Here is a 20,590-nt window from a genome sequence, read left to right on the forward strand (position 1 = left end):
CCGACGCTAGGGGCCGGCTGTAAATCGCTGAGGCGTTTCCTGCAGGCCGGGGCGAGGCGCATGGATGCGCCGAGAGGGCGGGCTTTACAGGGATGTTACCTCCGCCCGTCCCCGATAAGCCGGAAGGAATTAGCCGAAGGTACCGCGTAGCGGCGATTTACCGCCGGGAGCCCGGGTAGCCAGGGCGGTGGCGATTGAGCCGCCCTGGCACGTTCACCGGTCATGTCGTTACAGAGTAGCAGGGAACATAAAGTGAACGGAATGACCACCACAGCCGTATGTTCCCCTCACCCTAACCCTCTCCCCAAAGGGGCGAGGGGATTGTTCAGTGCTCGCATTAATTTGTGGGGAACCCTCAGCCCACAGGGAGAGGGCGAAAAACGGGCTACTTTTTGCGTGAGAGCTTAAACGCGATAAACAGGAACACCACCCATACCGGCAGCAGCATTGCTGAAAGTCGCATCTCATCCATGGTGCACATCAGCACCAGAATCAACGCCAGGAACGCGATACAGAGATAGTTCCCCGCCGGATAGAGCAGCGCTTTGAACTGCGTCTCACGTCCCTTGCGGCGCATCGCCGCGCGGAAACGCAGGTGCGCCAGGCAGATCATGATCCAGTTCAGCAGCAGCGTGGCGACAACCAGCGCCATCAGCAGGCCGAAGGCCTGTTTCGGCAGCAGGTAGTTGATTAGCACTACCAGAGACGTAATCGCGCCGGAAAGGAACAGCGAATTGATCGGCACGCCGCGGCGGCTGACGCGGGTGAGGAACTTCGGCGCGTTGCCCTGTACGGAGAGGCCAAACAGCATACGGCTGTTGGAGTAGACCCCGCTGTTGTACACCGACAAAGAGGCTACCAGAATGACAAAGTTCAGTGCCGAAGCGACCACGTTGCTGTTGAGATCGTGGAAAATCATCACGAACGGGCTGCTGTCGGACTTCACTTCCACCCACGGGTAAAGCGCCAGCAGCACTACCAGCGAGCCGATATAGAACAGCAGAATACGGTACACCACCTGGTTGACCGCTTTCGGAATGCTTTTGTGCGGATCGCGCGCTTCGGCCGCGGTAATGCCAATCAGCTCCAGACCGCCGAAGGAGAACATAATCACCGCCAGCGAGAGGATGAGCCCTTTCCAGCCGGTCGCCAGGAAGCCGCCGTGCTGCCACAGGTTGTCGATAGTGGCCCGCTCGCCGCCGTGGCCGGAGAACAGCAGCCACAGGCCAAAGCCGATCATGCCGATAATTGCCAGCACCTTGATCAGCGCAAACCAGAACTCGGTTTCACCATACAGGCGCACGTTGACGAGGTTAACGGCGTTAATGATGATGAAGAAGGCCGCCGCCCAGATCCACGTGGGCACGTCCGGCAGCCAGTACTGCATGTAGATGCCTGCGGCGGTCAGCTCCGCCATCCCCACCAGCACAAACATCACCCAGTAGTTCCAGCCGGAGAGGAAGCCTGCGAACGGGCCCCAGTATTTATAGGCAAAGTGCGCGAAGGAGCCTGACACCGGCTCTTCAACGACCATCTCGCCGAGCTGGCGCATGATCAGGAAGGCGATAATCCCGGCGATAGCGTAACCCAGCAGAACCGCCGGGCCGGCCATCTGAATGGCGGGGCCGATGCCGAGAAACAGCCCGGTACCGATTGCGCCGCCGAGGGCAATTAACTGAATATGTCGATTTTGCAAACCACGTTGCAGCGTCGGATTCTGATCCGACGAGGCTTCAGCGCGACCATGGCCTGAAGCGGATGACGCGTCTTTCACGCCCTACCCCTGTCTCTTTTTTAGAAGGGGCACGTTTTAACACTTCATGCTGGTGGTAGCAAGCTTAACGCCGGGCCAGCGCGTGCGCCCGGCGGATAAACGTCACGACCCGATAATTCCGCCGTCCGCTTTCACGATCACCACCGTGGACGATCGCGGGCGTCCGTTCGGACTGGCGTCCGGCCAGTTAGAGACGGCGCGAGGATTGGCCGGGTCGGTAATATCATCCCCGCCCTCCCCTGGGTGCTGAATGTTGATAAACAGCGTGCGGTTGTCCGGCGTAAACGCAATGCCTGTGATCTCACACCCGCGCGGCCCGGTCAGGAAACGGCGATACTCGTTGGTGCCCGGAATGGTCGCCACCATCTGGTTATTGCCCATTCCCTCGTACGCTTTCTTATTGATGGTGCTGGAGGAGACGTCGGTCTGGATCCACAGGACGCCCTGATGATCGAAAGAGAGTCCGTCCGGACTGCCGAATGCCGCGCCCTGCATGGAGCCTTTGGCCTTCGGATCGTCGCCGTCGGTGCGTCCGGCCATGACCAGAATATCCCACTTAAAGCGTGCGGCAGCAGGATCCGCGCCGTCTTCGTGCCAGTGCATGATATGCCCAAACACGTTGTTGGCGCGCGGGTTGGCGGCATCCACCGGCGCTTTCCCCTCTTTCCCGCGATCGCTGTTGTTGGTGAGCGTACAGTAGACGCTGCCGCTGGCGTGCGGATCGACGGCTATCCATTCGGGGCGATCCATTTTGGTCGCCCCCACCGCGTCGGCTGCCAGGCGGGTTTTAATCAGCAGATCCCCCTGGCTTTCAAACCCTTTACTCTTATCCAGGCCGTTTTGCCCGAAGATCAGCGGCAGCCAGTCGCCGCTACCGTCCTCGTTGAACCTGGCGACGTATAGCGTGCCGGAAGTCAGAAGCTGCATATTGGCTTCACGGTTCGCGGGATCGTATTTTTTGTCCGAGACAAACTTATAGATGTACTCAAACTTCTGATCGTCCCCCATGTAGACCACCACGCGGTTATCGGCGGCGAGCGTGACGGCTGCCCCCTCATGCTTAAAGCGGCCCAGGGCGGTGTGCTTGCGCGGTGTGGAGGTGGGGTCGTAGGGATCGATCTCCACGACCCAGCCGAAACGGTTGGGTTCGTTAGGAGTTTTATCGACGCTGAACCGCTCGTCCACCTCGTTCCAGCGGTAGGATTCATCGCTGTCGCTGATGCCGTAGCGTTTTTCCAGCGGATTGAGATCGGCTTTTTTGACAAAAATATCCGACCAGTTTTCCTCGCAGGTGAGATAGGTGCCCCACGGCGTGTGGCCGTTGGCGCAGTTTTGCATGGTGCCCAGCACGCGCTCCCCCTGCGGGTCGGCGGCGGTTTTCATTAAGTCCTGATGCCGCGCCGGGCCGGTAAGCTGCATCGGCGTATTGACGGTGATGCGGCGGGCATATGAAGACGGGCGTACCACCTGCCAGTCGCTGCCCGCTTTTTTCACTTCCACCACCGAGACGCCCATCGCGTTCTGCCCCTTGCGGGCCTTGTCGAGGCTCCAGTTCGCCGTACCGTCGGTAAACAGCATCCCGTTGTCGATGTATTCATGGTTCATCGCCAGCAGGCCATGCTCCGGGTTTTGCTCCCCCTGCGGCAGGCTAAACCACGCCATGCCGTCGTGGTGCATGCCCGCCTGCACGGCCTGTTCGTCCGTGGTGTTGCTGGCGTCCGGCTTAAAGGCCGGCATGTTGTTTTTGATCCCCGTCGGGTCACCCCAGCGATAGAACGGGCGGGCAATATAGCCTTCCGGCACCCTGACCGTATCTTCGGTGGAGACGTCGATGCTGGTAAAGCCCAGGGAAACCGCTTTTGCCAGCGCGGAAGGCTTCGATACCGCGGCAATGGCGATCTCAGGTTTGATCAGAAACGGGAATGATACGGCGGCTCCCGCAACGGCCCCCATCTGGAGAAAACGGCGGCGGGAGAGGAACACCTCTGCCACCTCGGAGAATACCGGGTTTGCGCTGCGGTTAGCGATGTCGTCGCGATGTTCTTTTTTAAAAACGGATTTGAGGGGTCTGCCCATAGCGGCTTCCTGTCATTGGCCAAGAGGTAAAGAGTTGGCGACCAGTGTAAGAAGCTTTTATTACAATTTTATAACATGATGACGGAAGGATGGGGGCATCCGTGCCCCGGATAACGAGGTGGAACGCTTAGAACTCGTAGCCAACCGAGACCTTAAAGGTACGCGGTTCGCCCTGAGTGATGTAGGTACCGGAATCGTCCACGCTGGCCCAGTAGTTCTCATTGGTCACGTTGTCGATGCCCGCGCGCACGGTCATCTGGTTTGCGTTGTGGTTTACCGCGAAGCGATAGCGCATGCCCAGATCCAGCGTGGTGTAGCTGTCGAGCTTTTTGGTGTTCGCGAGGTCGGCATACTGCGTGCCGGAGTGGTTCACGCGCGCGGTCGCTGTCAGGCCGTCAACCGGCTTGATGTCGTACTCCGCACCCAGCACGGCGTAGAAGTTCGGAATACCGATCGCATCGTTGCCCTGGTTCACGCCGTTTTTGGTTTTGGTTAGCTCCGCCTGCAGCCAGGTGGCGCTGGCGTTCAGACGCATCCCGAGCATCGGCTCGCCGAAGACGTTCAGCTCCACGCCACGGTTACGCTGCTCCGCATCCAGGCCGTAGTGATTGTTAGCATCGAGGATCGCCGAGGGCATTTTAATCTCAAACAGCGCCAGAGAGCCGCCCACGCGCCCGAAGTCCGCCTTCACGCCCACTTCGTTCTGCTTAGAGTGAACGATGCCGGTGCTCTGGCCGTAGTTGGTGGCGGTGTTAGGTGCGGTTTTGCCCGGCTGCAGCGCTTCGGTGTGGTTGGCGTAGAGGGATATTTCTTCCCACGGTTTGTAAACCACGCCGTAGGTTGGCATCCAGCGGCTGCCGTCGAAGCCGTCCGCGTCGTTCTCTGCGCCGGTAATTTTGTTATACCCGCGAACGACCACTTTCTGATGGCGCGCGCCTGCGGTGAACAGCAGCTTGTCATCAAGCACGCCCAGGGTATCGCTCAGCAGCCAGCCCTGGGTGCGGGTGCGCCCGCTGGTCAGCGGATCGCTGTATTTACCGCCGGAACCGTTGAAGTTGGTGCTGTCCGGCATATCCACGCCGGTGTTGTGGTAGATGTTGGTGGTCGGGTTATCCTTCGCCGCCGACATTTTCCACGCGATTTTTTCGTTTTTGGTCATTGCGGAGTACCCGACGTTGACCTTGTGCGAGACGAAGCCGGTGTTGAAGTTGCCGCGAATGCCCGCCATCCCGCTGACGGAATCGCTGATGCGGTTGGTATCCAGACGGCTGACCGTTGCGTTACCGCTCTTGTCCACCAGCTTCGGCGCGCTGTAAATCCCCTCTTCGTGCGCGTGCTGCGCGCCCAGGCCGGTATAGGCCGTCCAGCTATCGGTGATGTCGTACTCGCTGCGCCACATCCCGAACTCGTTTTCGATATCGCTGTAGGCCCACTTCTGCGAGAAGTTACGATCGTTTTTCGGCGGTTCAGGCACGAAGTCCACCGCCGAGATGTTGACGCTGGTCGGGCTGCCGTGGAAGGTTTTCTTCTGATAGCCCAGATCCAGCGAGGTGCGGAAGCGGTCGCCTTTGTAGTCCAGGCCGGTGGAGAGCAGCGTGGTGCGGCGGCGATCGTTCGGTACGCCGGTTTCCCCTTCACGATGCACGAGGTTCACGCGCGCGCCGAACTGGTCGTTATCGCCAAAGCGACGGCCCGCATCCAGCGTGGTGCCAATCTGGGAATCCGAGGTGTAGTCCACGCCCACTTTCGCCTGCGGCGTTTCCCCGGCATGCTTTGGCTCAAGGTTGATCATCCCGCCCACGCCCGAGCTTGCCGCGCCGTTCATCAGGGAGTTTGCCCCTTTGAAGATCTCAATGCGGTCAACCATCTGGGCATCCACCACCTGGCGCGGCAGCACGCCGGAGAGGCCGCCGAAGGTCATGTCGTCGCCGTCAAACTTCAGGCCGCGAATGCGGAAGGTTTCCGCGCTGTTGCCGTAACCCTGCACAAACTGCACGCCCGCGTCGTTGGCGACCACGTCAGCAATGGTTTTCGCCTGCTGATCTTCCACCAGTTTTGAGGTGTAGCTGATGATATTGAACGGCACGTCCATGGCGTTCTGCTGGCCGAGCATCCCCATTCGCCCGCCGTTCGCCACCTGCCCATCAAGGAAGGCCGGCACCAGCTGGTCGCCACCGGGTTTAAAGTCGCCGGCAGGTGCAGACTGCACAACGATGGTGTCTTCTTTTTTATCCTCTGCCGCCCAGGCGGAATGTGTAACCGCGCCAATGGCGAGCGCCAGCAGCGTTTTGTGCATTTTGGTGTTGTTCATCGTTAACTCGTTTGAAAGTGCGCGCAAAAATAGCCCGTGGACGGGCCTTAGAATATATTGGTTGCAATGCAAATGAGAACTATACGCATTATCTATGCTTTGGCAAGCGCAAATCTCTGCAGGATCCTGCTCAAATTAATGCGTGATAAAAGGGGATGCTCACCTTGCGCTGAACCCTTTGAGCTCACACGCACGGAAAATTGAGGCCATTTTGGCAACCATGACGCAAATACGACACAGGGAGAAAATCAGGCTGGTTTGAAACTGGCGTAGTGCCTGTTTCTAAATGGCACGCCCTGTAGGATTCGAACCTACGACCTACGGCTTAGAAGGCCGTTGCTCTATCCAACTGAGCTAAGGGCGCACTGAGAAGAGTGAACTTCGCGGTGGTGAAACGCGAAGAATTATACGGTCAATGTCAGGTGAGTCAATGCCTTTTCCGTTTTCGGGGGCAATTACCGCTAGCCGATTGTAAATACGGCTATTTTCTCAACATTTCTCGCTGTTTCAGCGTAAAATTTAGCGCTGCGAAAAGGCTTAGTTGCATTTAAGTAACGCCTGCTGTTTTCCTGCTCGTCGGCTCGTCACACTAGAGCGAGGTTTCCCGGCCGCCTGGAGGCTGACAGACAACAGGACAATGGAGTGACAGCGCAAAACCCGTTCGATACGCCCCCCCGGTTACAGTTTATTTCTCAGGACATCGTCGGCATCAAACTGGAGCCTGTCGTCGACCTCACCTCTCAGCGTCAGGTTGGCGTGGAGGTGCTTAGCATTCTGTCCGAAACGCAGCACAGCGAGGATTTTTTCCGCCATCAGTCGGCAGGCTGGTCAATGACGCTGCTTGAAGCGCAGCTTGCCGCACTAAAAAAGACGCCGCACGGTAACAACCTTTTTATTAATCTGCCGATAACCGTTCTGACAGAGCCAGCGTCTTTTCAGCGGCTCATCAATCTGAAAAACACGCCGCTGAATATCGAGATTGTTGAGCTCTCTGCCTTTCTGGCGTTCTCTGCCGCACAGAAGCAGCGCGTCATTCAAAACCTGTCGAAACTCCGGGAACAGGGGCACAGTATATGGCTGGATGACATCGACGAAACGGTCATTAAGCCGTTTTTATTTTGTCGATTACCGTTGAACGGCATCAAAATTGATAAGGGCGCATTCTGGCGTTTACGCGCCACACCCGCGCTGAGGCAGCTGGTTTCACGTTGCTTTCAGCTGGCCGGGAGCGTGCTCATCGAAGGTATTGAGACTGAACGCGATCGCACCTGGGCACTGCAGGCAGGCGCAGATCTCGGCCAGGGATATTACTGGCCGTCCTGGACATGGCCGGAGGATTAAAGAGCCATTTCCAGGAGGGAGACCATGCGAATGACAGTGCGCCGTTACCGGCGGCGGCGTACAGGAAGTGATGCACTGGGATTTACGCGCTCACCTTTTGCTCCCCCCTTTTTCGACCGGCTCGAGTTTTTGAGCCAGTCCATCAGCCAGCCCCGAAAAACCGACGCTCCGTTTATCATTCTGGTCACGGAGGATCATTTTCTGCGCACCGGTTTTCTCAATGGACAGTTTCCCCTGAGCAGCTGTTGCGACTATATCTCACTGGATGATGCGCTCGGTGCTCAGGCACAATGGCCTTCAGCGCGTCTGGTGGTGGATGTAGAAAGCCGTTCCACCGGGCTGATTGATCAACTGGATCAGTTAAGAAGGCATAGCCTGTATCCCCCCTTCCTGACGCCGTGGCTACTGGTCCGGGCAGATAATTATGATACCCGCCTCTTCTGCAAAGCGGCGGGGCCTTTTCACGTGCTGGAACGTCAGATGAACGCGGCAGGGCTTCAACACTGCCTGATGGATGCCCGCCCGCCGCAGGGGTCCGATAAAGACTGGTTTTCCCGCAATGAATGGCCCATTTTGCAGGAGCTTGCCCGCGGTAAGACGCTGCGTCAGATTGCTCTTCTGCAGAATCGCCCCTATAGCCGCATTATCTATCGTCTCAGCTGCATCCTGCTTAAGCTGGGGCTGAGCCATCGCCAGGAATTGTTACACCTTCTTAATAACCTCTCTGACTGCACGTTTTAACCTACGCACTAACTTCTTATTTCCTAAAGCGCTTTAGGAATTTACTTACCACGCGTGTTATGAAATGGTTAAATTTTAACAATGCATTCGATTTTATAACTATTCCTAATTTATGGTTCGGAACCATGTGAAATATCACAGAATGAACTAAAGGCAGCACTTTCCTCCATCCGTTAAGTGAATGCAGAAGGCGTTAATAAGATGATAATGATGTAAAAACAAGCAGCTTCGCTTCACTCTCCAGGAGCGGAAAGCAAAGTGGATAGCATGTTCTCCTGCGCGATGATGGCGTGACGTTGATGCGCCTTAAGCACTTTCAGATGAAGGTTTGACACCTTGCGAGGGCACTTTTTCGCCTCTTTGACCCTGGGTCGCCCGCCGAATCGGCGGTCTTTTTTATTAACAATTACGCAACATAAAGAGACATCTGTTATTTTTTGTTATTACATAAAGATGAAAAGATGCGGTAAATGGGATAACAGGATATTTCCGCTAAATTTAAAAACATAGCCATTAAGATCCAGAAGATAATACAACCCAATAAGCGGAGACTAATTTACAGGGTTTTCGGAAAAAACTTACTCTGTATAATAAGATGCGTACCAAATCTGAATAAGAAAAATCTTTTTGCCAACACCAGCCAAATGAGATGACCGCGCTGAGGCACTGTTCTTTTCATTACGTAAACAAGGATGCTTTCGCTCTTTCCAGGGAAATACTACGGTATAGGGATCTGCACTTTATATCCTTCCGGCATTTCGAGAGTTTTACAAACTCTGCATAACGCTTTTAACAATCTGAGGCATTAAAAATGAAACCGGCATCCGTTATCATTATGGACGAACATCCTATCGTCAGAATGTCGATAGAGGTCCTGCTACAGAAAAATAAAAATATCACAGTCAAGCTTAAGTCTGGCGATAGCCATGAAGTTCTTGACTGTATTCGCAATCATCCTATCGATTTGGTGATCCTTGACATCGAACTTACGGGCACAGACGCCTTCGCTTTACTGAAGAGAATCAGAAACTTAAACAAAGACATTAAGATTCTGTTCCTCTCCTCTAAATCAGAGTTATTTTACGCGGGTCGTGCGATTCGCGCCGGGGCCAACGGCTTCGTCAGTAAACGAAAAGATTTGGGTGAGATCTACAACGCCGTAGAGATGATTCTGATGGGCTATTCTTTTTTCCCGTCGGAAACGCTGAATTTTATAAACCATATGGGTTCGGGAAAAGGGATGGCAGCGGATATGCCATTATCGAATCGCGAGGTCACGGTATTACGTTATCTGGCGAATGGATTATCCAATAAGGAGATTGCTGAACAGTTACTGTTGAGCAATAAGACCATCAGTGCGCACAAATCCAATATTTATTCCAAGCTTGGCGTACAAAGCATCGTGGAATTAATAGATTACGCCAAAGCGCACGAGCTGCTATAACCTGAATTCACTCCCTGCAGTTTATCCGAGCTGCAGGGAGTGCGGTCAGTGCTAATTATAATTAATCATGAAGGTAGCATCCGCATCAGCCCGTCCGGGCTGAGGGTTATCGGCCGTGGCAATATAATTGGCATAAAATGACAGGGTCGCATTCCCCAGTGCATCAACCGTGACCGGCTGGCTGGCCTGCTGAAGCGCCAGACGCGTTTTATCCGCATCCCTGATCTCGACGGCGACGTGGCTCGCTGTACTGGCATCATTCAGCGCCAGCAACCCGCTATTGCTCCCGTCAGCCTTACCCGAGAACGTTATGGACGCCGCCCCGGGCGGACAGCCGGTCAGCTTCAGCGTGAAGGGCATAGGCTGCGTGCGGCTCCCCGTGGTGTTGAGCTGCTTCGTGGGCCAGGTGCCCAGCGTGACCGTTTTGTCGCTATCGTTACCCTCTGCCACGCAGGTGAAATCGACGATATTGCCGTAGAGCCGAATATTAATTTCGCCCAATGCGGTTTCCGCCTGAGCCTGGGTGCAAAGCGCAAAGAGCGCCACGGTGATAAAACGGATCCCGTTTCGCATGTCTGCTCCTTAGTCGTAATCCACACGCAAATATCCGCGCGAGGTAAAGCGCCCTTCCGCTGGCTTGTTGCCCGTCACGCTCACCGGCCAGACCCGGATCCCCACCTGCGCCTGCGCGCTGTCGTCCAGGCGGAACGGAATTTTGCTCGTCAGGTTGTTAGGCGTGAGCGGCGCACCGCTCTCGTTGGCAATGATAAACCCCACATCCGGGTTATCCGACACCACCACATTATTGGAGACCTTTTCAGCCTCGACGCGCATCGTCAGCATGGCGTTTGCCTCCACGTTGGTGCATTTAATCGCGATGGTTTTGCTTTGCGATGAGACGCCCTCCGGCTTGTTACCCACGCCCGCCTTGCTGAACAGGGAGGCGCCAATGTCGCCGAAATCAAATTCAACCACATTGCCGGCGTTGATGGCGCAGCTCTGCGGCACCTGAATGGTTCCGCTGTAGCTGATGGTGTAGACCGGGGTGGTCAACGGATCGGAGGAGGTGGTAGTGACGTAAACGCGGAACATGGTGGCACGCGGGATCACCACCATATTGATAAAGCGTCGGGTCACCTTAAGACGGAAAATAAGGCTGGAATCCTGCACGCCAAACGGTTTGTTTTTTGAAACATTCGGATGGCTCCCCATCTGGATATAGCTTTTGGGTGGATAAAACGCGCCAGCATAGCTGTCCGTGATCTTCATCGCCCCGTCCAGATAGTCTTTAAGCTTCAGATACTGATAGCCATCGCTGGTCCCGGTGATCGGGTAATCCGTCACGTAGCTGCGCTTGGTGGTATTCCCGACGGTGCCCTTCGGGCAGACGGCGTTGACCCCCACCCACTGCGATTTCTCGCTGAGGGTGACAACCTGCCCAACCTGGTTATTCGAGCTGTTGAATTTATCCGTCAGGTCGTAATGCACCTCCGTCGGCACGCCCTTTTCATTGACGCACACGGTGGCTAACGCGTTTGTCGCGGGCAGGAGTGCCAGAAGCGACAAGGCAAAGATATGGATTTTAATCACAGCGGATCCCCTTAAGTGTGATCGCCTGTTGCAGGCTCTTTTCAGGCAAGCTGTAAGGCGCACGGCACTGGGACTGCGCCCCGTTACCCCACTGGACCAGCAGTTCGCCTTCCAGCGGCAGCCCACTCAGGTAAATTTGCCCGTCATCCCCCACCATGCTGGTCACGCCGCTCTGGGTTTCGCGCACCACTGCGCCGAACGGCACCGGCTGGTTGCCGCGCGTTACCGTCAGCAGGGCGCGCACGCCAATGCGGGTATCAAAGCTGGCGCGGACCAGCGCGCCTTTGGTCGGCACCACGCTGCTCACGTTGTTTTCGATGTCGGTGTTGTTGCTCATGGTATTGGTATCCAGCGCCACGCGGTTGTAGCGGTAGACGGTGGCATACGGCATGACCGCGTAGCCTCGCCAGTCCGTCTTCACGCCGGTCTGGTTTTCCACGCTGACGCCTGATGCCCCCGGCGCCTTAATCAGCACGTTGGTATCGCCCAGCGGCTGGCTGAAGGTCACGCCGTCTGAATGGCCAACCACCCCGCCGGAGAGCTGCCAGTTGAGATCGTGCTGATCGCGGGAATAGTTGTAGCCCACGCCCAGCGTGCCGTAGGTTGCCTGCCAGTTGGCGCTGGCGCTTCCGCTTGAGCCGTTGGTGCTGGCGTGTCCCTGGGTCACGCTGTAGTTCAGGTTGCGGTCCTCAAGCAGCGTGCCGCTGACGCCGGTTTGCCAGCTCGTGTCGCCATCGCTGTTTCGGCTGGCGGATGCGGTGGCATAGGCGCGATCGATCGCGCTGTCCCGGCGATAGCCCTGGCGGGTAAAGAGGCTAAACGGCACGGAGACGTTAAACGACGCGATCCGGTCGGTACCGTCGATCCCGACGGATTTGTTCCACGACCATGACAGGGAGTAGTTGATCCCCTTCACGCCCCCCGCGTAGCCCAGCTGATACCAGAGGTTTGTTTCGTCCGTCCCCCAGTAGGTTTGCTCGCTCCCGGAGATATAGACCGAGCCGTAATCCCCCAGCGACTGGGAAATATTGAGCTGGAAGCGGCCTTTTTTATTCCACGTCAGGTTGTGATAGCTCTGCACGTCCGGCACATCGTTATCGTCCTGGCTATCGGCATACTGGTAGCCCTCCATTGAGCGCCAGGCCACGTCGTCCAGGGTGTAAAACCCCTTCGTTGAGTAGCGGTAGCCCAGCAGCTGGAAGTTGGTGCCAAACCCGTTCAGCGATTTTGCATACAGAAAACGCAGGGACTGACCTTCATGTTTGCTGTCGTCCGCGAGCTGGCTGCGGGCGTGGGTGATATCGACTGAGACTGCGCCCCAGTCACCGAGGTTTTTCCCGGCACCGACGGCCACTGCGGTATAGCGTGACGCCAGCTGGGTGCCGCCATAGAGCGTAAAGCCGTTAGCAAGGCCGGTAATCAGGGTGCCCTGGGCGAAGAACGGTGTATCCTGGTCGCTGTTACCGCTGCGGTAATCCCCCGCCACGAGGTCATATTTCCAGCGCCCTTCACGCTGCAGGAGCGGCACGGTGGAGTACGGCACGGTGTAGCGCTGCTGGCTGCCGTCTTTCTCTTCCACCGTGACGTCAAGGTCACCGCTGGAGGAGGTCGGGTTAAGATCGGTAATGGCGAACGCGCCGGGCTGGACGTAGCTTTGATAGATAACGTAGCCGTTCTGGCGAACCACCACTTTGGCAGGCGTACGGGCAATACCGCGCACGGTCGGCGCATAACCCTGCAGGCTGTCGGGGTACATGCTGTCAGACGAATAGAGCCGCCCGCCGCGAAAACCGACGCTGTCGAAAACGTCATTCCCGGTGTTGCTGTCGCCCAGCACCAGCTCACTTTTCAGTGGGATAACGGTGCGCTGCGCCCAGGTGCCAATATTCTGCCACTCGCTGCGCCGCTTCCCGTTATTTTGCGTGTAGCGCCATGCGCCGTTGTTGCGTAAACGCCAGGCACCATAGTTCAGCCCGCTTTGCAGGTTCAGGTAATAGCTGTCGTCTTCGCTTCCCCGGTTGCCCGTAAAGCTGTAGTTCACCAGCGCGGCGGGAATGCCTTCATCCCACTGTTCAGGCGGAATATAGCCGCGCGCGCTGTTTTGCATTGCCACCTGCGGCAGGCTGACGTTCAGGCGCTGTGAAGCAAAGTTAAATACCGTTTCGCTGCCGGGAATGGCCGTGGTCAATGGAACGCACGTTTCACCCTGCACCTTCGCCAGCTCGGGAAATGCGGCAACGTTGACGCCAAAGCGATCGAGCATCGCGCGCGTAATGCACGGCGACAGGCCGCCCGCCACCGGCGGCGTGTTCTCGGCCTGTTCAAAACGCACGTCCTGGGTGCCGATAAACTCATCGTTACGCCAGATATCCACGCGATAGATGCCGGGTGCCTGCTGGTGCCCCTGTTCAAAACGCGACAAATCCGCCACGCTGGCGGTGTCGTCGGATAAGAAGGCCGGGTTGAAGTAGCTTTCGCTCCAGCCGGCCTGCGGCCAGAGCGCGGCCATCAGCGCCAGTGCAACCGGGCAGTAACGTCCCTGGTGGTTTTTCATCGCCCTGACTCTGCTCACAGGTTGACGCTGCGCGCCGGTGTAATGGCGCCGTAGTCATTCACGCTCTGCCAGGAGAGCGTACCGCCGGCCCCGGCGGGCAGCACCTGCTGAGCCGAGTTTTTCGGCGCGACCATCAGGTTTTCCAGCGTCTGACCGCCCAGCTTCAGGTTGACCAGAGTGATGTAATACGGCGAGGCGTTGCTGACTTTGAGATGGTTCCCCACGCGCTCAAAGCGCAGCTGGGAAAGCGCCTCATCCGGCTGCATCGCCAGGTTATTCGGGCGCACAAACAGCTTGATGCGCGAAAGGATCGCCAGCTGCAGCACGTTATTGTTTTCTGTTTTCGCTTTGTTCACTGACGGGATCGCCTTCACGTTCATGTAAAAGAGCGATTCACGATCGGCGGGCAGCGCGGGCCCGGCGTAAATAATACGCAGCGTGTTTTCGCTGTCCGGCTCGCTAACAAACAGCGGCGGCGTGACGGCAAAGGTTTTTTCCTTTTGCCCGCTGGCATTTTCGATCCACGCGTTAATTAAGTAGCGTTCTTGTTTATTGCTGTTGGTGATCGCCAGCGACGTTTGCTTCGCATCCGCCGGATAAATAACGCGCGTGGCCCCCAGCGCAATACCGCCGGAAGCATTCGCGCAAGCAGAAACCATCATTAAAATAAACGATAAAAGCAGTCCTGGTTTAATTAGCATATTCATCAAAACCGTACCTTTAATAATGTGTTCGCAGGTGTTATGGATAAATCAACGTAAACCAGACGTCCGACTGAATATTGCCTGGCACGAGGTGTTCGGAAATAGCGCGATAGCGGGCGCTAAAATGAAATGCGAGCTCGCTGGTATTCACGGGCAACCAGCTGACGGCCGTCGCATTCGGGATAATCTGACGCTGCTGCTCATCGAAAAGCGCCAGCCCCACGCCGCTGCTGACAGGTGTTTCACCTGGCCGCGATGTCGCCAGAAAAACCTGCGGATCTTCCGCGGGCGTCACGCCCTGAAACTGGATCCCCACGATGCGGGAGACATCCACGCTGCAGTCCAGCAGCCGCACGGTGAACGGCACATTAACCGTTGAAAAGCTGCCCACACCGGAAAATGAATTGGTTCGGTACTGCCCCATGTCGATGCGCATATTCTGGCTGTCGGGCGCCACGGCGCAGCCGCCGTTTACCAGCTCCCCCCGAAGATGCACCTTGCCGCCTTCGATCACCACGGTATGCGCCGATGCCGGGCAGGCCATCGCAAGGGTTAACAGCAGTAGTGTTCCAGTCCTTGTCATCCTTCGTTCCTGGCAGTAGCGTATGACGGGCCTCGTCCCTGAGGCCTGAACATCCCTGTGCGAGGGTATTATTCGTATTTCATTACGAAGGTGGCGTCAGCGTTCGCCTGGCCTGGCTCGGTGGTTGCAGCCGTTGATTTGTAGCGCGCGGTGAATTGCAGGGTGTTAGTCCCTTTAATCAGGTCTTTCGCGGCAGAGAAGGTGGCACCGTCCGGGGTCAGCACGCTGGATTTGCTGTCGAGGATCTCGATACCCACGCCTTTCGCGGTGTTGTCGTTGTTACCGGACGTCACGGCCAGCAGGGTTTTGTCGGTCGCGTCGATCTGGCCGGTGAAAGCAACGGCAGCGGTTTTCGCAACCAGCGGATCGCAATCATTCAGTTCAATGTTGAACGGAATATTAGAGGTGGTGTCGCCCACTTTGGTGAATTTCGCGGTACGATACTGACCGAGATTAACCGTCTGCTCGGAAGAATCGGTATTTACTGAACAAGCAGCATTAACCAGTTCACCTTTAAAATGCACGGTACCGCCATTTACGGTAACCGGCGTAACGGGATCGGCTGCATTAGCGGCACCCGCGACCAGGGCCAGTGTTGCAATAACAGAAGAAGCAATGTTGCTGAGTTTCATGTCTATTCCTTTAAAATGTAAATAACCCTTCCCGCGAAAAATCGGGAATAAGAAATACGTTCAATTGCGTAATTGAAAACTTATTTCGGAGGAGACTAAGTAGCTCAGGATGTAATTTTTAAATATGTCAAAACACTGCCATTTCGCCAGGTCACATCCTAATCCCGCCTAAGAAATTGACCATCACTTAAGAAGGGTTTTTGCGCCTCGCGGATGAAAACTCGTAAAGGGTGACTGACAGCGGCGCTCGCTTCTGACAAAATACAGGCAATCCCCCCTTTCAAACGTTACAGACGGAATCTTCTCTCTGATGGCAGCAAAGATTATTGACGGTAAAACGATTGCGCAGCAGGTGCGCTCTGAGGTCGCGGAAAAAGTGAAGGCGCGTAAAGCCGCCGGAAAGCGCGCTCCCGGGCTGGCCGTTGTGCTGGTTGGCAGCAACCCGGCATCGCAGATTTATGTCGGCAGCAAACGCAAAGCGTGTGAAGAGGTGGGGTTCGTCTCCCGCTCTTACGATTTGCCGGAAACCACCAGCGAAGCGGAACTGCTGGAACTTATTGACACCCTGAATGCCGATAAAGAGATCGACGGCATTCTGGTTCAGCTGCCGCTGCCTGCGGGCATCGACAACGTGAAGGTGCTGGAGCGTATCGCACCGGATAAAGACGTCGACGGTTTCCATCCGTACAACGTGGGCCGCCTGTGCCAGCGCGCGCCGCGTCTGCGCCCGTGCACCCCGCGCGGCATCGTGACGCTGCTGGAGCGTTATAATATCGACACCTACGGCCTGAACGCCGTGGTCATCGGCGCGTCCAACATCGTGGGCCGTCCGATGAGCATGGAGCTGCTGCTGGCCGGCTGCACTACCACCGTGACCCACCGCTTTACCAAAAACCTGCGTCACCACGTTGAAAACGCCGATCTGCTGATCGTCGCGGTCGGCAAGCCGGGCTTTATTCCGGGCGAGTGGATCAAAGAGGGCGCGATTGTCGTGGACGTCGGGATTAACCGTCTGGAAAACGGCAAAGTGGTCGGCGACGTGGTGTACGAAGATGCGGCGGCTCGCGCCTCTTACATTACGCCAGTGCCGGGCGGCGTTGGCCCGATGACTGTAGCAACGCTGATTCAGAATACTTTGCAGGCATGCGAAGAGTACCACGATGTAGAGGAAGCATAAGATGGCCACATTTTCATTAGGCAAACACCCACACGTTGAGCTGTGCGATCTGCTCAAGCTGGAAGGCTGGAGCGAAAGCGGCGCGCAGGCAAAAATCGTTATCGCCGACGGGCGGGTTTTAGTCGACGGCGTGGTGGAAACCCGCAAGCGCTGCAAGATTGTCGCCGGCCAGACCGTGAGCTTTGAAGGGCAGAGCGTGACCGTGACGGCCTGAGTCTCCCCTCACCCTAACCCTCTCCCCAAATGGGAGAGGGGATCAAAAATCCCCCCACATCCATCACGGTTAATTATCGATCAACTTCAAATAATCACGATTCCCTCTGGGTGAAACGTGGAAATTATGTTGCACGTTTTTCAGACTTTCTCCACGATAAGTAGAACGTTCTACTAAAACGTTCTACTTACAATAACAGCGCTAAAAAAGCGCTACTCGGGGGAAATCAGCATGAGTCTGATATCAGGGTTTGTTAAATCGCTGTCTAAGTTATCGATGATTGGTCGCGCCTTGATGCTGCCAATTTCACTGCTTCCCGCTGCGGGCCTGCTGCTGGCCTTCGGCGATAAGTTCCACCTGCCGCTGATGATGAACGCCGGCGGGGTTATCTTTGATAACCTGCCGATGCTGTTTGCCATCGGCTCTGCTGTCGGTCTGGCGTCGGAATCCGGTATCGCGGCGCTGTCCGCGGCGGTGTCGGTGTTTGTCACTAACATCACCATCAGTACCGTATTAAGCATCACGCCGGAAATGGCCTCACAAGGCGGAAAATATGCCATGGTGGTCGGCATCCCGACGCTGCAGATGGGCGTCTTCGGCGGGCTTATCTGCGGCATTCTCGCAGCCTGGTGCTACAACCGCTTCCACACCATGCAGCTGCCGGAGTTCCTCGGCTTCTTCTCCGGGAAGCGCTTTGTGGCGATCGCCACGGCGTTCCTCTCTTTCCTGATGGGGCTGCTGCTACCGTACGTCTGGCAGCATATTCAGGCCGGTATCGATGCGCTCTCCGTGATCGTAAACGGTGATAACCAGGCGGCATCGACCTTTATCTTCGGGCTGGTGGAGCGCGCGCTGATCCCGCTCGGCCTGCACCACATCTGGTATCCGTCCTTCTGGTATTCGTTCGGGGATTACACCACCCAGGCGGGCCAGGTGATCCACGGCGACCAGACCATCTGGTTCAAGATGCTCGAAGAGGGGGTGAAATCCTTCAGCAGCGACACCTACCAGAACGCCGGTAAGTTCATGCAGGGCGAGTTCCCGCTGATGCTGTTCGCGCTGCCTGCTGCATGCCTGGCGATGTACCACGAAGCGCATACGAAGAATAAGAAAATCGCGGCCGGTATTCTCTTCTCCGCTGCCCTCACCTGCTTCCTGACGGGGATCACCGAGCCGGTAGAGTTCACCTTTATCTTCGTGGCGCCGATTCTGTACGTCTTCAACGCCATCATGGCGGGCCTGGCGTACATGACCATGTACCTGCTGCACGCGCATATCGCCAAATCGTTCTCGGCGGGCTTTATCGACTACCTGTCGTTCGGGATCCTGCCGTCGTTTAACGGCTATCAGACCAACTTCCTGAGTGCCATTATCATCGGCATTCCGATGGCGCTGATCTACTACTTCACGTTCCGCTTCGTGATCCGTCGTTTCGACGTGAAAACGCCGGGCCGTACGGAGGTGACCGCCAGCGCGAATGACAAGTCCGATTCCGAACTTGCCACCGAAATCATCGGCCTGCTGGGCGGCGCGCAGAACATTGACTCCGTCGGCTCCTGCATCACCCGCCTGCGTCTGGAAGTGGCGAAGAGCGATGCGGTGGACAGGGACGGACTGAACGGGCTTGGCGCACGCGGCGTGGTCTTCGTCGGCGACAACGGGATCCAGGTGATTTTCGGTGCCAGAGCACAGTTTATCGCCCAGACCATGTCCACCATGATCGGCAAATAATAAGATGCCTGGACGACACGTCTCCTGTACGCTGGGAGACGTGTCTTATCCGGCTGATAATCGGTAAATTTCAGGGAGCGGTTTTGAAGAAAGTCAGCATCATTGATGTCGCAAAGCACGCGGGCGTCTCGGTCTCTACCGTGTCGCTGGTGCTACGTCAGAAAGGGAAAATCTCAGAGGCGACGATCGAGAAGGTCAATGCCGCCATCACGACGCTGGGCTATGTTCATAACGTTGCCGCTGCCAATCTCCGCGCCAACACCTCCAATCTTATCGGCCTGATCCTGCGCGACTTCAGCGACAGCTTTTCCATCAAGGTGATGGCGAGCATCGTTCAGGAGCTGGAGAAGCAGGGTTATATGGTGTTTCTCGGCCAGCCGCTGAACGACCAGGAACATCTGGAACGGACCCTGCTGTCGTTTAAGCAGCAGGGCGTCGCGGGCGTTATTTATCTGGCATCTGACACCCGTAACGCCGCTTTACCGGAGCAGATCCGCCAGTGCCCGCTGCCGCTGGTGGCGGTCTCGCAGTCTCTGCTGGACGAAAAATGCAATCTGGTCATGCGCGATAATCGCCAGGCGGCGAACCTGGCCGCACGCTATCTTATCGAACGCGGACACCGCACGATCGCCTACATTGGCGGGCGCGAGGGCTGTCTTATCCGCGAGCAGCGCCTGCTCGGCTTTCGCAGCGCGATGACGCAAAACGGGTTGGTCTGGCGCGATGATTATTCACCGGCCTGCAGCGACGACACTCAGGCCGCCGCGATGGCAACGCGCCAGCTTCTGGAGAAAAACAGCTCCATCACCGCCCTGCTTTGCCACTCCCCGGATGCGATGATCGGCTCCATTTCCGGCATTCATCAGGTGGGCCGCACCGTGGGGAAAGACGTGTTCCTGACCCAGCAGGTGGCGCTGATCGGTTTTGAAGATATGCTCCACGTCAACCTCACCTCCCCTTCCTTCACCTACGTCTCTTCGGCCAGCGATGAAACAGGACGACAGGCGGCGGGGCTGATTATCCGCAAGCTGAAGGAGCCGGATCTGCAAACCCAGCGCATAACGCTGTCCGGGCAGCTTATCGCCCGCGAGTCGGCGTAAAATCAGAATTTGACACAGGTTTGCTGCAGCGAATTCGCTGCTATATTGCTGTGATTTGCCATGGATAATTGCAATGCCTACCGTTATCACTCACGCTGCTGTTCCCCTTTGCCTGGGCTTAGGTCTGGGAACGAAAGTCATCCCTCCCCGCCTGCTGTTTGCCGGGATCGTGCTCGCCATGCTGCCGGACGCCGACGTGCTGGCGTTCAAATTCGGCGTCGCCTACGGGAATATTTTCGGCCACCGCGGCTTTACCCATTCGCTGCTGTTTGCCTTTGCGGTACCGATACTCTGCGTGCTGATTGGCCGACGATGGTTCCGGGCCAGCCTGACGCGCTGCTGGCTGTTCTTAACCGTTTCACTGCTGTCGCACAGCCTGCTGGATTCCGTTACCACCGGCGGAAAAGGCGTAGGCTGGCTGTGGCCGTGGTCAGACGAGCGCTTCTTTGCGCCGTGGCAGGTGATTAAGGTCGCGCCGTTTGCGCTGTCGCGCTACGCCACGCCGTACGGGCATGAGGTCATTATCTCGGAACTGCTGTGGGTGTGGCTGCCGGGGGTGGTGCTGATGGGGATGTTGTGGTGGAAAAGAAGGTAAAAGTAGGCCCGGTAAGCGTTAGC

Annotated in this window: 17 protein-coding genes, 1 tRNA gene and 1 pseudogene; 9 read left to right on the forward strand and 10 right to left on the reverse strand. The window is 56.6% G+C overall.

The genetic code is table 11. The annotated features are described in order from the left end of the window. Positions 1-385: 385 nt before the first annotated feature. The 3 genes from pheP to INF73_RS10175 all read right to left on the reverse strand — a co-directional run bounded on the left by pheP (position 386) and on the right by INF73_RS10175 (position 6,161). Complete coding sequence (pheP, locus tag INF73_RS10165; protein ID WP_126300321.1) at positions 386-1,774, reverse strand: phenylalanine transporter; 1,389 nt, start codon at positions 1,772-1,774, stop codon at positions 386-388. A gap of 102 nt (positions 1,775-1,876) precedes the next feature. Further along, entirely contained in the window at positions 1,877-3,850 is a 1,974-nt protein-coding gene (locus INF73_RS10170; protein WP_193541266.1) for a PhoX family phosphatase, read from the reverse strand. A gap of 127 nt (positions 3,851-3,977) precedes the next feature. Then, on the reverse strand, positions 3,978-6,161 hold the full coding sequence (locus INF73_RS10175) for a TonB-dependent siderophore receptor (RefSeq protein WP_193541264.1): 2,184 nt from the start codon (positions 6,159-6,161) through the stop codon (positions 3,978-3,980). A gap of 154 nt (positions 6,162-6,315) precedes the next feature. On the opposite strand from INF73_RS10175, the pseudogene INF73_RS22040 reads away from it, so the two are divergent. Then, positions 6,316-6,434 (forward strand): annotated as a pseudogene (locus INF73_RS22040) (hypothetical protein); the annotation flags it as partial. 14 nt (positions 6,435-6,448) lie between these two features. Here INF73_RS22040 and INF73_RS10180 read toward each other — a convergent pair. Next, positions 6,449-6,525, reverse strand: a tRNA-Arg gene (locus tag INF73_RS10180). A 278-nt stretch (positions 6,526-6,803) separates the two neighbouring features. On the opposite strand from INF73_RS10180, the gene INF73_RS10185 reads away from it, so the two are divergent. The 3 genes from INF73_RS10185 (at position 6,804) to fimZ (ending at position 9,687) form a co-directional block, all read left to right on the forward strand. Next, positions 6,804-7,502, forward strand: coding sequence for an EAL domain-containing protein (locus INF73_RS10185; RefSeq protein WP_193541262.1), 699 nt, complete (start codon positions 6,804-6,806; stop codon positions 7,500-7,502). Positions 7,503-7,526: 24 nt separating this feature from the next. Continuing rightward, entirely contained in the window at positions 7,527-8,243 is a 717-nt protein-coding gene (locus tag INF73_RS10190) for a response regulator transcription factor (protein WP_193541260.1), read from the forward strand. Between the two features lie 811 nt (positions 8,244-9,054). Next, positions 9,055-9,687 carry a fimbria biosynthesis transcriptional regulator FimZ gene (fimZ, locus tag INF73_RS10195; protein WP_028012232.1) on the forward strand — a complete coding sequence of 211 codons (633 nt, stop codon included), beginning with the start codon at positions 9,055-9,057 and terminating at the stop codon, positions 9,685-9,687. Positions 9,688-9,738: 51 nt separating this feature from the next. Here fimZ and sfmF read toward each other — a convergent pair whose 3' ends face one another. The 6 genes from sfmF to fimA form a co-directional block, all read right to left on the reverse strand. Further along, positions 9,739-10,260: a fimbria assembly protein gene (gene sfmF / locus INF73_RS22045; protein WP_193541258.1), complete on the reverse strand. Its 522-nt coding sequence runs from the start codon at positions 10,258-10,260 to the stop codon at positions 9,739-9,741. A gap of 9 nt (positions 10,261-10,269) precedes the next feature. Continuing rightward, on the reverse strand, positions 10,270-11,277 hold the full coding sequence (gene fimH, locus INF73_RS22050) for a type 1 fimbria D-mannose specific adhesin FimH (protein WP_193541256.1): 1,008 nt from the start codon (positions 11,275-11,277) through the stop codon (positions 10,270-10,272). After that, positions 11,270-13,831: a fimbrial biogenesis usher protein gene (locus INF73_RS10205; protein WP_041911034.1), complete on the reverse strand. Its 2,562-nt coding sequence runs from the start codon at positions 13,829-13,831 to the stop codon at positions 11,270-11,272. Before INF73_RS10205 ends, fimH begins: the two co-directional genes overlap by 8 nt. A gap of 14 nt (positions 13,832-13,845) precedes the next feature. Then, entirely contained in the window at positions 13,846-14,538 is a 693-nt protein-coding gene (gene fimC / locus INF73_RS10210; RefSeq protein WP_028012228.1) for a type 1 fimbria chaperone FimC, read from the reverse strand. A gap of 34 nt (positions 14,539-14,572) precedes the next feature. Further along, entirely contained in the window at positions 14,573-15,118 is a 546-nt protein-coding gene (gene fimI, locus INF73_RS10215) for a type 1 fimbrial protein subunit FimI (protein ID WP_028012227.1), read from the reverse strand. A gap of 68 nt (positions 15,119-15,186) precedes the next feature. Further along, complete coding sequence (fimA, locus tag INF73_RS10220) at positions 15,187-15,750, reverse strand: type 1 fimbrial major subunit FimA (RefSeq protein WP_028012226.1); 564 nt, start codon at positions 15,748-15,750, stop codon at positions 15,187-15,189. Positions 15,751-16,060: 310 nt separating this feature from the next. Here fimA and folD point away from each other — a divergent pair, with 310 nt between their 5' ends. From folD to INF73_RS10245, 5 genes are all read left to right on the forward strand, one after another. After that, complete coding sequence (gene folD / locus INF73_RS10225) at positions 16,061-16,927, forward strand: bifunctional methylenetetrahydrofolate dehydrogenase/methenyltetrahydrofolate cyclohydrolase FolD (RefSeq protein WP_028012225.1); 867 nt, start codon at positions 16,061-16,063, stop codon at positions 16,925-16,927. Position 16,928: 1 nt separating this feature from the next. After that, the gene (gene ybcJ / locus INF73_RS10230; RefSeq protein ID WP_045356450.1) at positions 16,929-17,141 is read left to right on the forward strand and encodes a ribosome-associated protein YbcJ; all 213 of its coding nucleotides are present in this window, start codon (positions 16,929-16,931) and stop codon (positions 17,139-17,141) included. Positions 17,142-17,372: 231 nt separating this feature from the next. Next, positions 17,373-18,872, forward strand: coding sequence for a PTS transporter subunit EIIC (locus INF73_RS10235; RefSeq protein WP_028012223.1), 1,500 nt, complete (start codon positions 17,373-17,375; stop codon positions 18,870-18,872). 83 nt (positions 18,873-18,955) lie between these two features. Next, positions 18,956-19,972: a Mal regulon transcriptional regulator MalI gene (malI, locus tag INF73_RS10240; RefSeq protein ID WP_028012222.1), complete on the forward strand. Its 1,017-nt coding sequence runs from the start codon at positions 18,956-18,958 to the stop codon at positions 19,970-19,972. 73 nt (positions 19,973-20,045) lie between these two features. Further along, the gene (locus tag INF73_RS10245) at positions 20,046-20,567 is read left to right on the forward strand and encodes a metal-dependent hydrolase (protein ID WP_028012221.1); all 522 of its coding nucleotides are present in this window, start codon (positions 20,046-20,048) and stop codon (positions 20,565-20,567) included. The last annotated feature ends 23 nt before the right edge of the window (positions 20,568-20,590 follow it).

The sequence above is a fragment of the Enterobacter cloacae complex sp. P6RS genome (assembly GCF_014982245.1).
GTDB classification, from domain to species: domain Bacteria; phylum Pseudomonadota; class Gammaproteobacteria; order Enterobacterales; family Enterobacteriaceae; genus Enterobacter; species Enterobacter bugandensis.

Bases quoted from the DNA above. Each gene is read 5' to 3' on its own strand.
- fimA (WP_028012226.1), bottom strand. From the start codon at position 15,750: ATGAAACTCAGCAACATTGCTTCTTCTGTTATTGCAACACTGGCCCTG.
- fimZ (WP_028012232.1), top strand. From the start codon at position 9,055: ATGAAACCGGCATCCGTTATCATTATGGACGAACATCCTATCGTCAGA.
- INF73_RS10175 (WP_193541264.1), bottom strand. From the start codon at position 6,161: ATGAACAACACCAAAATGCACAAAACGCTGCTGGCGCTCGCCATTGGC.
- INF73_RS10190 (WP_193541260.1), top strand. From the start codon at position 7,527: ATGCGAATGACAGTGCGCCGTTACCGGCGGCGGCGTACAGGAAGTGAT.
- folD (WP_028012225.1), top strand. From the start codon at position 16,061: ATGGCAGCAAAGATTATTGACGGTAAAACGATTGCGCAGCAGGTGCGC.
- fimC (WP_028012228.1), bottom strand. From the start codon at position 14,538: ATGAATATGCTAATTAAACCAGGACTGCTTTTATCGTTTATTTTAATG.
- sfmF (WP_193541258.1), bottom strand. From the start codon at position 10,260: ATGCGAAACGGGATCCGTTTTATCACCGTGGCGCTCTTTGCGCTTTGC.
- INF73_RS10205 (WP_041911034.1), bottom strand. From the start codon at position 13,831: ATGAAAAACCACCAGGGACGTTACTGCCCGGTTGCACTGGCGCTGATG.
- ybcJ (WP_045356450.1), top strand. From the start codon at position 16,929: ATGGCCACATTTTCATTAGGCAAACACCCACACGTTGAGCTGTGCGAT.
- INF73_RS10235 (WP_028012223.1), top strand. From the start codon at position 17,373: ATGAGTCTGATATCAGGGTTTGTTAAATCGCTGTCTAAGTTATCGATG.
- INF73_RS10245 (WP_028012221.1), top strand. From the start codon at position 20,046: ATGCCTACCGTTATCACTCACGCTGCTGTTCCCCTTTGCCTGGGCTTA.
- INF73_RS10170 (WP_193541266.1), bottom strand. From the start codon at position 3,850: ATGGGCAGACCCCTCAAATCCGTTTTTAAAAAAGAACATCGCGACGAC.
- fimI (WP_028012227.1), bottom strand. From the start codon at position 15,118: ATGACAAGGACTGGAACACTACTGCTGTTAACCCTTGCGATGGCCTGC.